This is a genomic window from Chloroflexota bacterium (assembly GCA_026706485.1).
Lineage (GTDB): Bacteria > Chloroflexota > UBA11872 > UBA11872 > UBA11872 > JAJECS01.
Genome location: JAPOYR010000010.1, coordinates 24,500 through 36,868, shown reverse-complemented (window position 1 = coordinate 36,868; position 12,369 = coordinate 24,500). Strand labels below are relative to the sequence as shown.

Genomic DNA, 12,369 nt, shown 5'->3' with positions numbered 1-12,369 from the left:
GGGCGGCACATGACCGATGAGCAAGCGGTCCTGCGTTGCCAGGACGGCGAGCGGGAAGCCTTCCGCCATCTGGTCGAGCGGTATCAGGATGTTCTCTACGGCACGGCGGTCCTGATGACCGGGGACCGGGCGCAGGCCGAGGAGCACGTGCAGGAGGCCTTTCTCGCCGCCTGGCGAGGCATGCCGGGCTTCCACAGCGAGCGCCCGGTGAAGCCCTGGCTCATGCGAATCCTCGTGAACACCGTCATGTCTCAGCGCAGACGGCGTGTGGTTTCCACGGTTTCCCTCGAATACGAGAGTGAGGCCGAAGACGCCGCGCGACCGGCCGAGGAGATCGAGGCGCAGCACGATCGCTTGGTGATCCGTCAAGCGCTGGCCGGACTGAATCCGGAGCAGCGGCAGGTGGTGGTGCTGCGCTTTTTCGCCGGCCTCACGGTTCCCCAGCTAGCCGAAGCCATTGGCGTGCGCGAGGGAACCGTCAAATCGCGACTGCACCGCGCACTGGGACAGCTCCGAGATCAACTGACGACGGGCGATGCCAGAGAGGCGTACGGCGATGGCCAGTAACCACCCCTCGAATCAAGACGTGGAAGGCACGCTGCGCCGGCACTTCGCGGCGGAAGCCGACGACCTTCGCGCTCCAACGGACCTTTGGGAATCGCTGGAACACCGTCTCGAACCGCACCCGGCGCCGAATCCCGTCACGCGCATTCGCCGCAAGATCCTGGCGGCCGCCAAGCAAAACTGGCTGCCGGTCATGGTTGCGGGAGGCGCCGTCGCCGTTGCCGCCTCGGCGGTCTTGGTGGCCGGCAATCTTGGGCAGGGGATGCAGGCTACGGAGGTTGTCGAAAAGACCGTGGTAGTTACCGAAGTCAGGGAGGTGATCAAGGAGGTTCCGGTCGAGTCGGTTGTGACTAAGGAAGTCATCAAGGAGGTGCCGGTCGAGACCGTCGTGACGCGAGAGGTAATCAAGGAAGTCCCGGTCGAGACCATTAGGGAAGTCGCGGTCGAGAAAGTCGTGACGCAGGAGGTGATCAAAGAAGTCGAGGTCATCAAGGAGGTCGCGGTCGAGAAAGTCGTCGAAAAGGAAGTTGTGGTTGAGAAAGTCGTCACCCAGCCAAGGGCAGAAGCGATGATGCCGGCCCCGACAGCCGCCGCAACGGCAGCGCCGCCGGCTGCCGCTGAGGCTGCTCCCGCGCCCACCGCACGGCCGGCCGACACGACCTTCCAAGACTACGGGCGCCAGCCGTTCGTCGCCACCGTCGACGACGCGGTGTCGACCTTCAGCCTGGATACCGACCGCACGTCGTACCACTTGGCGCTCACTTGGGCGCAACAGGGCTACGACATCGAGCCGGACTCGGTGCGGGCCGAAGAATGGATCAACGCCTTCAACTACCAATACGCCCCGCCGCCGGACGACTGGGGCTTTGCGATCACCAGCGACCTGGTGGCGCACCCGCTAGACGAGCGCCGGCACCTGGTCCGGATTGGGTTCCAGGCGGCGGAAGTCGCCGACGACCGCCCGCTCAACGTCACGCTGGTGCTCGACGCCTCGGGCTCGATGGGTGACGGCAACCGGGTGGACATCGCGCGCGCGGCGGCAGAGACCATCCGGCAAAGCCTGCGCCCGCAGGACCGAGTGGCGGTGGTGCACTTCACCACGGATGTGATTCATCACCTCACCGTGGAGCACTCGGCGCCGGACGCCTACTCGGTGGAGTCCTCGATTGCGCAGTTGGCGCCGCACGGCAGCACCAACGTGCAGGCGGGACTCAACCTGGGCGTGCAGCTGGCCAACCGAGCGCGGTTGGAGCGACCCGAAGCCAACAACTACGTCATCCTGATGTCGGACGGCGTGGCCAACGTGGACGCCACCAACCCGTTCGCGATCCTGGAGTCGGCCTACGACCGGGACGCCAGCAACCCGCTGCGGCTGATCACCATCGGCGTGGGCATCAACAACTACAACGACGTGTTGCTGGAGCAGCTGGCGCAGCACGGCAACGGCTGGTACCGCTATCTCAACGATCCGAACCAGGCACGGGCGACTTTCAGCCGGGCGAACTGGCTGGCGCTGTCGACGCCCTTCGCCGACCAGACCCGGGCCCAGGTGACCTGGGACCCGGACGTGGTCAAGTCCTGGCGGATCATTGGCTACGAGAACCGGGTGACCTCGGACGCGAGCTTCGCGGAGGACCGCAAGGAGTTTGCGGAGCTGCCGTCGGGCGCAGCCACGACCGTGTTCTACGAAATTGAGCTGCATGACGGCGTGCGCGGTGGCGACGACCTCAAACTCGGGCGGGTGGAGTTGCGCTGGGTGGTGCCCGACACGGGCCAGTCGCGCAGCCAGCAGGTCGAGGTGATGGGTCGGAGCAACCTGAGCTTTGGCAGCGCTGAGGCGGACCCGCTGCTGCGGCTGGGAGCCATCGTGGCGCTTTCCGCCGACCGCTACGGCAGCCTGCCGCGGGGCGCGGACGAGGGTGCCGCGGGCGTGTCTACCGACCTGGCCATCCTGCAAGAGGAGCTGGGGGCGCTGGCCGGGCAGCTGGGCGGCTTGGACGCCTACCGCGACTTCCGCTTCCTCCTGGAGCGCATGGCGGAGCGGGCCTTCGCGGAGGCCCCGCCGGAATCCCCCTCCGGCTACAGCCGCTAGCCCAATCGGCGCCTGCCGGCCGCCCCGACCGGCGGGCGCCAGGGATTGCCGGAAGCGCGGTGCGACCCGATGGCGATGCGCTGGCCCAGAAGCGACAGACCCTCAACGAGCAGGCTATTCTGAAGCCCGCTCGTCGGGTGGGACTAATCTGCACCTGGACCGGATGCCTCGGTTGGCATCCGACCCAGCAATTGGGCTGGCGAAGTTTGCAACGTTGCCGAGCCGCCCCAGGGGGCATTGATGGCTGAAGCGCAGCCCAACGACAACATCCGCTACGAGCCGGACGAGCGTCCCCCATGGTTGCTAGCCGGCGGCGCCGGTTTTCAGGCCGCCATGATCATGCTGGCGCCGGTCATCCTGACCGTCGTCATTGTGGTCCAGATCGCCGGCCAGTCCGCCGGTTACTTGTCGTGGGCGGTATTCGCGGCGCTCCTGATTAGCGGCTTCACCACAATCCTCCAGGCTGTCCGCGTCGGGCGAATCGGGGCGGGACACGTGCTATTCATGGGGACGTCGGGAGCCTTCATCGCGGTCTGCGTTGCGGCGCTGGTGGAGGGCGGTCCATCGACGATGGCGAGCTTGGTCGTCGTCTCGGCGCTGTTTCAGTTCCTGTTGGCCGCACGTCTCCAGCTGTTCAGGCGGATCTTCACACCGGTCGTCAGTGGCACGGTGATCATGCTGATCGCGGTGACGGTGATGCCGCTTGTATTCGACGCGCTGACGCAGGTTCCTGAAGACACGTCACCGGTGGCGGCGCCGATTGCCGCGGTGATCACTTTGGCGACGGTCGCGGCGCTGGTGCTGCGCGCTGCACCCAAATGGCGGCTGTGGTCGCCGCTCATCGGCATCGTGGCGGGCTGTGTCGTCGCCGCGCCGTTCGGCCTCTATGACGCCCAGCCCATTCTTGATGCGCCCTGGGTTGGAATCCCACTGGATGGTTGGCCGGGATTCGATCTGACGCCAGGCGTTGAGTTTTGGGCGCTTCTGCCGGCGTTCATCGTGGTCACCATCGTCGGTGCGATTGAGACCATTGGCGACAGCGTGGCCATCCAGCAGGTTTCCCGCCGCAAGCCCCGGGCAACCGATTTTCGATTGGTGCAGGGCGCGCTCAATGCCGACGGCATGGGCAATCTACTCTCCGGCCTCGCCGGGACGTTGCCCAACACCACCTATTCGAGCAGCGTGCCGCTCTCCGGGGTCACGGGAATCGCCGCTCGCCGCGTGGGGGGCGCGATCGGCGTCATCTTCATCATATTGGCGTTCTTTCCCAAGGTTGCGGCCTTGTTGATCGCCATTCCGGGTCCGGTGGCGGCGGCCTACATCACCGTGCTCATTGGCGTGCTCTTTGTGCAGGGGATGAAGATCATCGTCCAGGACGGGGTCGACCACCGCACCGCCGCCATTGCCGGATTGTCGTTCTGGATCGGCGTGGGATTCCAGAACCAGGTGATCTTCGCCGATCAACTGGGTGACGGCTTCATCGGCGTATTTCTCGGCAACGGCATGACGTCGGGCGCGCTCGCCGCCATCATCATGATGCTGTTCATGGAGTTGACCAGCCCGCGGCGCCGGCGGCTGAAGGCAGCCCTGGACATCGCCGCCCTTCCGCGAATCGAAGAGTTTCTGCGCGCCTACGCGTCCAAGCATGGCTGGAACGAGGCGTCGGCGGACCGGCTGGCCTCGGCCGGTGAAGAGACGCTGGCGATCTTGCTGCAGGGAAGCCAGGACGCCGCTGCCGGCGTGGAGCGCCAACTGACCGTGTCGGCGCGCTCGGAGGGCCAGTCGGTGGACGTGGAATTCTTGACGGCGTTGGAGGGCGAGAATATGGAAGACCGCTTGGCCTACCTGAGCGAATTGCCTCCGGTGCCCGATGAACGCGAGGTATCGTTTCGCCTGCTGTGGCACTACGCCTCGTCGGTGCAGCACCAGAAGTATCACGGCGTCGACATCATCACCGTGCGCGTCGGGCGGACGAACTAACCCTGCGGCAGGGACACTTGCGGCCTTGCAATTCAATGCGAATGTGCTCGATTGGTTCGTGGGACGAGGCTTGGCTGGGACAGAGCGGATGGCGAACGGAGCGCTGAAATGACCGAGACCGGCTACACAATGGGCTACAGCGAAGAGTTTCGGCAGATGCTCAATCGACGGAGCGCGGAATCCCATGCCGCGCACCTGATGCCGCTGCTAAAGCCCGGCATGCGTGTGCTCGACTTTGGCTGCGGCCCCGGCACCATATCCGTCGGACTGGCCAGCGCCGTGGATCCGGGTGAGGTCCACGGCATCGACATCGAGGAATCGCAGATCGAGCTGGCGCGAGCGGCCGCCAAAGCCGGCGGCCACCGCAACGCGACCTTCCACGTCGGCGACGTAACCGAGCTGCCGTTCGACGACAAATCATTCGATGTCGCCCACTGCCACGCCGTGCTCATGCACGTTCCGGACACAACCGGAACGCTGTCCGAGGTGAAGCGGGTTCTGAAGCCGGGCGGCATCATCGCCAGCCGTGAATTCATCCTTGGTTCGTCGTTCCTGGAACCCGACACCGAATACACGGCGGACGCGTGGGCCACGTTTGGCAAGCTGCTCGAGGCGAACGGCGGCCATCCCCAGATGGGCAAGGAGTTGAAGACCAAGCTCATCGAGGCGGGGTTTTCCGACATCAACGCGACGGCTTCCTTCGATATCTTCAGCGCGCCCGCGGACATCGCGTTTCTTCACGCCTTCATTGGCGACTGGTTCTACTCGGCGGACGTGATCGCGGCGGCGACGAAGCACGGGCTGGCCACGCAGGAGCAGTTCGATCACTGGCGTCTCGAGCACGACGAATGGATGAAACACGTCGGCGCGGTTGGGGCCCTGGCGTTTGGCGAGGCGACTGCCGTCAAGCCCTGAACGAGTCGACGCGCATCGCTTCCGTCGGACAGTTGCCGTGTGGGCGGTGCGCGGGCGACTGCCGGCGATCCGGCCGCGAGCCCTCGCGCGCGAGCGCCGTGCCGCGACCCTGGATCGTCGTGCCTGACAGGGCGTGACGGGTGCGGCATCCTTGCCGGCAGACGTTTCCAGTTGGCTGAAGCCGTGCCGCGTATTGCCCGACAGATCGAGTTTCCCTCACCGAGTGAGGTGAGGATTGCCGAGACGCCGGTCGCCGAGCCCGCGTCCTCGCAGCTCTTGGTGGAGGCCACCCGCACGCTGATCAGCGCCGGCACCGAGCAGAATCTTCTCGAAGGCGACCACCGGGCCGCGGGCCTGACCGAGGCGCCGGACGCCTTGCGGCCAGGCTATTCGTGGGTCGGACGCGTGGTTGAGGCCGGCGACGAGGCGGACGGATTCGCCGCGGGCGATCGAATCGTGGCCTCGCTGCAGCACGTGAGCGCCGCATTGGTACCGCCGACCGACCGCGCCATGACCAGGCTCGAGAGGCCGCAGTTGCTGCCCGACGCGGTTTCCGATGACGCCGCCACGTTCGTATCGCTGGCCGATGTCGCTCTGCATGCCGTGCGACGTGCGCAGCCGTCCATTGGTGATGCCGTCGCCGTGTTTGGGGTCGGGGTGGTTGGTCAGCTGATCGTGCAGTTTGCACGCATGGCCGGGGCCTACCCGGTGGTTGCCGTGGACCTCGACGACCGACGCCTGGAGATCGCGCTCGCCAGCGGCGCGACGCACGTGGTGAACGCCGGCCGCGAAGACGCGCCGGCGGCCATCCGGGACGTGTCATACGGCAACGGCGCGCGCGCCGTGTTCATGGCGACGCGCACGCCGCTCGTGCTGCCCGATTGCATTCGCGCCGCCGACAACGGCGGCGTGATCGCGGTCACCGGGAGCGCTCCCGGCCCCGTCGGAATCGAGCTGCAGGTTGACCTGTTGCGGCGCGAGCTCACGATCTTCGGCACGTATCAGGCCTTCTACCCCCACGAGCCGTATCACCGGTTCCAGTGGCCGCGCCCACGCAATCGGGAATACGTGATCGAGTTGATGGCCCGCGGCGAATTGCGCGTCGATCATCTGATTTCACATCGAGTGCCATTTACCGGCGCTGCGGAAATGTATGGCCTGATCGAGCAAGGACCGACTGGCTGGCTGGCGATCGTCCTCGATTGGACGGATGCGTCGTGACCGGAGGTGACATGACGACACGGTTCTACTTTCGCAGCACCTGAGACTCCTGTCGCAAGGCCCGTGCGGCCTTGGATGAAGCAGGGGTGGTCTACGAGCCGCATGACTATGCCCGGCGGCCGCTGACTGTCGAGGAACTTGACGATATCGTCGGCAGCGGATCGGCGGCCGCATTCGTCAATCCGCGCAGTCCGGCGTTCCGAAAGCTCGGCATTTCGCACCAGGATCTCGACGACGCGTCGGCAACCCGCATCATGCGTGAGAACAACGTGATGGTGCGGCGGCCGATCGTGGTCCATGGCGATGATCGGATTATCGGGCTCGACGCGGATGCCTTCGAACGCCTGGCGCGCGAACAGGCCGCCGGCGAGTAGGTCGGGGCGCGAGCGGACCGTTAGGGCGCGGACACCACCGAAACCGTTGTCGTGGTTTCCTTGGCCCCGCCCACGCGCCGCTCGGGAAAGTCGGCCTGGCGGACAACGGGAAGCGTCGTTTCCTGCCGCAGCGGCACGGGCTGCTTGACGAGGTCGCGGTCGCCTGTGGCGTTGCGCAGCAAGTGGGCGGACATGATGGTGAAGAGGCCGCCGCCCGAGGCGCGACCATCGTTCAACTCGAAGTACTTGCGCGACATCACGCTCATATTCTCCAGCTTCATGTCCTCGCCGGCCTCCGGCTCGTGGCGGAGCCGTCCCAGGAAGACCTCGCAAAACATGTTGGTGCCGCTGGCCAGTTGTGCCCGGCCATAGGCGCGGCAGACGAACGGGCGCACCGGATAGATTTCGCACCGGTTGTCGTCGCCGAGCATCGGGCAACGGGTGGACTCCGTGACGAAGCCGCGTCCGACGGCGCGCACGAAGACCCGCGCTGGCTTCGAACCCATGCCGAGCCAGCGCCCCAGCGGGTTCCCCGGCTGCTCGACCTGGGCGTGCACACGCCCCATGATTCGCTGGCGGTGCTCCTTGGATAGGTTTTGGCGCATCCAGTTGTGGATCAGTCGCCACTCCTGCTCACCCACCAGGACCTGATGCTTGCAGCACCGTGCGCATCCATCCTGGCAGGTGATGATGGGGTTTTCCTTGACCACCAGCTCCGACCAACCCTCGAGTGCGGCGTACATCTCCGGCAACGTGCGCGCGGATTTGACCATGCGCTCGTGAAAGTCGTGCAGGTCGACGGCCTGGGCCTTCGTGGGCTTGCGTGCCACAGCCGCTCATCAGGTCTTGCGGATGTCTAAGTATCGCGGCGCAAACCCGGCGCGACAACCGCGCCCGGCTCGGCTGCCTGCTCTGACCGACTAGTGCCCGCTGTCAAAGGCGTCCTCCGCGACGACCGGGAAGCAGGTCTCGGCGGCCAAGGGAAGGGGATCTGCCGCTAGGTCATCGTCGCCGGTGGCGTGACGCAGCACGTGCGCCGACATGAGGGTGAACTGGCCGGGCTGGTCGGTTGATGCCCCCCGGTTGAGGGCCAGGTAGGCCTGTGACGTCAGCGGCATGGGCGCGAGGTTGAGCGTGTGCTCCACCCCTGGCGTCTGGCGAATCCGGCCGGCGAAGATGTCGCACAGCATGAGGGAGCCGTTGGCTAGCGCCGACCGACCGTAGGCGCGGCAGACGAATGGGCGGGCTGGATAGATCGCGCAGCGATTGTCGTCGTCGAGCATTGGGCAGCGCGTGGCCTCGACGGCCGCGCCGCGGGCCACCGAGCGCATCAAGACGCGGGTGGACCGGCCGCGCATGCCAAGCCAGCGTGAAAGCGGATTGCCTGGCTGGACGAGCTGGTCCTGCGTACGGCGGACAATGCGCCGGCGATGCTCGGGCGTGAGATTGGCGTGCATCCAGCGCAAGATATGCGCCCATTCGGGCTCGCCCACCAGGACCTGGTGCTTGCAGCAGCGGGCGCACCCCTCCTGGCAGACCAGGATGGGGCTGGCTGCGACGATGGCGGCAGTCCACGACTCCATGGCGGCATAGAACTCGTCCAAGGTGCGGGCGCTGCGCACTATGCGGGCGTGAAACTGCCCGAGGCCGACGGTTCGTGGCTGTGGCACACCACCTACCTAAGTGTGCCGTCGTTGCGACTGGACGGCGGGGCCTTGCGGCGTTGGATTTCCCGGCAACGAGCTATCTTCCCACCAGGTTGCCCCGGCAGTATTGTCGCCGCTGACGAGCTTAACGACTGTGTTCGGGATGGGAACAGGTGTGGCCTCGTCGCTCGAGTCACCGGGAAACCGAACTCCGGAAGGGTACGCAAAGCTGCAGTGTTGCCGGCCTAACGAAAGTCTAAGCCCTCGACCGTTAGTACGGCTCTGCTCAACGGCTCTCACCGCTTACACATGCCGCCTATCAACCAGCTCATCTCGCTGGGGTCTTACCTGGTTGTTCCAGTGGGAGGCCTCATCTTGAGGTGGGCTTCGCACTTAGATGCTTTCAGCGCTTATCCCATCCGGACATAGCTACCGAGCAATGCCGCTGGCGCGACAACTCGTGCACTAGAGGTCCGTCCAACCGGCTCCTCTCGTACTTCGATCAGATCCTCTCAAGCCTCCTGCGCCCGCGGCGGATAGAGACCGAACTGTCTCACGACGTTCTGAACCCAGCTCGCGTGCCACTTTAATGGGCGAACAGCCCAACCCTTGGGACCTTCTTCAGCCCCAGGATGTGACGAGCCGACATCGAGGTGCCGAACTGCGCCGTCTATGTGAACTATTGGGCGCAACTAGCCTGTTATCCCCGGGGTAACTTTTATCCGCTGACCACGGCCCTTCCACTCGGAACCGCAGGGTCGCTAAGCCCGACTTTCGTCTCTGCTCGACGTGTATGTCTCGCAGTCAAGCTCCCTTGTACCTTTGCACTCTACGGCTGATTGCCATCCAGCCTGAGGGAACCTTTGGGCGCCTCCGTTACATTTTGGGAGGCGACCGCCCCAGTCAAACTGCCCACCTGAGACTGTCCTTGCGCCGGATAACGGTCGCAAGTTAGGGACGCAGCTGTACAAGGGTGGTATCCCAAGGGTGACTCCACCGAGGCTAGCGCCCCGGATTCACCGTCTCCCACCTATCCTTCACATGCACAGACGCGGCTCAATCCCAAGATGCAGTAAAGCTCCACGGGGTCTTTTTGTCCTGCCGCAGGTCGCCCGCATCTTCACGGGCAATGCAATTTCGCCGGGTAGTCTGCCGAGACAGTGCTCAAGTCGTTACGCCATTCGTGCGGGTCGGAACTTACCCGACAAGGAATTTCGCTACCTTAGGACCGTTAGAGTTACGGCCGCCGTTCACCGGGGCTTCGGTTCCGAGCGTGAACCCGTCGCCTTAACCTTCCGGCACTGGGCAGGTGTCAGCCCCTATACATCACCTTTCGGTTTCGCAGGGACCTGTGTTTTTGATAAACAGTCGATTGAGCCTGTGCACTGCGACCTCCTCGAGCTCAGGTGCGCGCAGCACCATCACTCTACCGAGGCACCCCTTCTCCCGAAGTTACGGGGCTAATTTGCCGAGTTCCTTAGCAGACCGTGTCCCGATCCCCTTCCGGTTTTCGCCGGTGCCCACCAGTGTCGGTTTGCGGTACGGACACCTCAAGTGCTCGCTACGAGGCTTTTCTAGCCAGGTCGGATCAATCGAGTTGCTCGCGGGTGACCTTGAGCTTCCCATCGCGTCTCGAAACTAGCGCCGTGGATTTGCCTGCGGCGCCTTCCTACACGCTTGGACGTACATAGCCATAAGTACGCTCGACCTACCGTCCCGGGTCCCCCCTTCGCTGATATCGCATTCGAGGTGGTACGGGAATATAAACCCGTTGCCCTTCGCCTACGCCCTTCGGCCTCGGCTTAGGCCCGACTAACCCTGAGCGGAGTATCCTTCCTCAGGAACCCTTGGGCTTTCGGGGTGCAGGATTCTCACCTGCATTGACGCTACTCATACCGGCATTCTCTCTTCTGCGCGCTCCAGCCGTGCTCACGCTCGACCTTCGCGGCCCGCAGAACGCTCCCCTACCGCCGGCGGCATAAGCCGCCGACCCGTGGCTTCGGTGTCTTGCTTGAGCCCCGTTACATTTTCGGCGCAGGGCCCCTGAACCAGTGAGCTGTTACGCATTCTTTAAATGATGGCTGCTTCTAAGCCAACATCCTGGCTGTCTGTGCGACCCCACATCCTTTCCCACTTAGCAAGAACTTAGGGACCTTAGCCGACGGTCTGGGCTGTTTCCCTTTTGACCATGGAGATTAGCCCCCACAGTCTGACTGCCGGGCCGATGTCGCAGCATTCGGAGTTTGATAGGACTTGGTACCCGTTAGGGTCCGTACCCAGTCAGTGCTCTACCTCCACGACACCATAGCCCGACGCTAGCCCTAAAGCTATTTCGGGGAGAACCAGCTATCTCCAGGTACGATTGGCATTTCACCTCTACCCCCAGCTCATCCCCCAGATTTGAGACTCTGGTGAGTTCGGGCCTCCACGGAATGTTACTTCCGCTTCACCCTGGCCAGGGGTAGCTCACCTGGTTTCGGGTCTACTCCGCATGACTCAGCGCCCTATTCAGACTCGGTTTCCCTACGGCTCCGGACCTGAGGCCCTTAACCTTGCCATGCAAAGTAACTCGCCGGTTCATACTCCAAAAGGCACGCCATCACGCATTCCGTGCTGACGAGGCACTTATCCGGTGGCTTGCTGCCCGTTTGGCCATCCGAAGATGGCCGCCGGGGCCTCGCCCCACCGGTCCGCGCCTCACACGGCATAGCGCTCTGACTGTCTGTAAGCGCTCGGTTTCAGGTTCTATTTCACTCCCCTCCCGGGGTTCTTTTCACCTTTCCCTCACGGTACTTGTTCGCTATCGGTCGCCAAGGGTATTTAGTCTTGGAAGGTGGTCCTCCCAGGTTCCCACAGGGTTTCACGTGTCCCGTGGTACTCAGGAAATCCGGCCCAGATCGTTCCGTTTTCGCCTACCGGACTCTCACCGTCTCTGGTGGGGCGTTCCAGCCCCTTCGGCTAACGGACGATTTGGTAACTGGGTGCCGTGCCCACACACGGCTCCGGCTCCTGCAACGCCCGGTCGGCAACGGCGTGGGCCTATCACACCGACCGGATTTGGACTGTTCCCGTTTCGCTCGCCACTACTTCGGGAATCTCGTTTGATTTTGCTTCCTCGGGGTACTTAGAGGTTTCAGTTCCCCCGGTGCCCTCGATGCGGCTACTACGGCCCGAAGGCCTTCATCGCATCGTGACGAGGTATTACCCCCGCCGGGTTTCCCCATTCGGGAATCCACGGATCAGCGCCTGCTCGCGGCTCCCCGTGGCTTATCGCAGCCTGCTACGCCCTTCGTCGGCCCTTGGCGCCAAGGCATCCGCCGAGCGCCCTTCGTAGCTTAGTAATCGTTAGACCGGCAAAACTGCAGCTTTGCGTGCTCTTCAGTTGTCAAGGTTCACCCGCGCACCGCCCGTCGGCGCCCGAGGCACAGTGACGCAAGGCATAGCTTGCGCCCAGAACGACTAGGATACGCACGCCGCATGGTGCCGTCAACGCCAATTGCGGCAAGGTCGTGTCCGTCCGACTCGCAAAGCGGCCCGCAGCTGCCGACCGCAGCGTGCCGGCGCGGGGTCCTTATGT

General features: G+C 64.3%; 8 protein-coding genes and 2 rRNA genes. 6 read left to right on the top strand and 4 right to left on the bottom strand.

The window, feature by feature from the left end; translation table 11 throughout:
* Positions 1-9 precede the first annotated feature (9 nt).
* From OXG79_07830 to OXG79_07805, 6 genes are all read left to right on the top strand, one after another.
* On the top strand, positions 10-567 hold the full coding sequence (locus tag OXG79_07830) for a sigma-70 family RNA polymerase sigma factor (protein MCY3783678.1): 558 nt from the start codon (positions 10-12) through the stop codon (positions 565-567).
* On the top strand, positions 557-2,656 hold the full coding sequence (locus OXG79_07825) for a von Willebrand factor type A domain-containing protein (GenBank protein MCY3783677.1): 2,100 nt from the start codon (positions 557-559) through the stop codon (positions 2,654-2,656). Before OXG79_07830 ends, OXG79_07825 begins: the two co-directional genes overlap by 11 nt.
* A 240-nt stretch (positions 2,657-2,896) precedes the next feature.
* Positions 2,897-4,636, top strand: coding sequence for a hypothetical protein (locus tag OXG79_07820; protein ID MCY3783676.1), 1,740 nt, complete (start codon positions 2,897-2,899; stop codon positions 4,634-4,636).
* 108 nt (positions 4,637-4,744) lie between these two features.
* Positions 4,745-5,551 carry a methyltransferase domain-containing protein gene (locus OXG79_07815; GenBank protein MCY3783675.1) on the top strand — a complete coding sequence of 269 codons (807 nt, stop codon included), beginning with the start codon at positions 4,745-4,747 and terminating at the stop codon, positions 5,549-5,551.
* 183 nt (positions 5,552-5,734) lie between these two features.
* Positions 5,735-6,772: a zinc-binding dehydrogenase gene (locus OXG79_07810; protein MCY3783674.1), complete on the top strand. Its 1,038-nt coding sequence runs from the start codon at positions 5,735-5,737 to the stop codon at positions 6,770-6,772.
* A gap of 86 nt (positions 6,773-6,858) precedes the next feature.
* Positions 6,859-7,146: a hypothetical protein gene (locus OXG79_07805; GenBank protein ID MCY3783673.1), complete on the top strand. Its 288-nt coding sequence runs from the start codon at positions 6,859-6,861 to the stop codon at positions 7,144-7,146.
* 20 nt (positions 7,147-7,166) lie between these two features.
* Here the strand turns inward: OXG79_07805 and OXG79_07800 are convergent, their stop codons facing one another.
* From OXG79_07800 to OXG79_07785, 4 genes are all read right to left on the bottom strand, one after another.
* A complete protein-coding gene (locus OXG79_07800) occupies positions 7,167-7,976 on the bottom strand; it encodes a YkgJ family cysteine cluster protein (GenBank protein MCY3783672.1) in 810 nt (269 codons plus the stop codon).
* 90 nt (positions 7,977-8,066) lie between these two features.
* A complete protein-coding gene (locus OXG79_07795; GenBank protein MCY3783671.1) occupies positions 8,067-8,816 on the bottom strand; it encodes a YkgJ family cysteine cluster protein in 750 nt (249 codons plus the stop codon).
* A 60-nt stretch (positions 8,817-8,876) separates the two neighbouring features.
* Positions 8,877-8,993: ribosomal RNA gene (gene rrf, locus OXG79_07790) — 5S ribosomal RNA — on the bottom strand.
* Between the two features lie 51 nt (positions 8,994-9,044).
* Positions 9,045-12,133, bottom strand: a 23S ribosomal RNA gene (locus OXG79_07785).
* Positions 12,134-12,369: the final 236 nt, after the last annotated feature.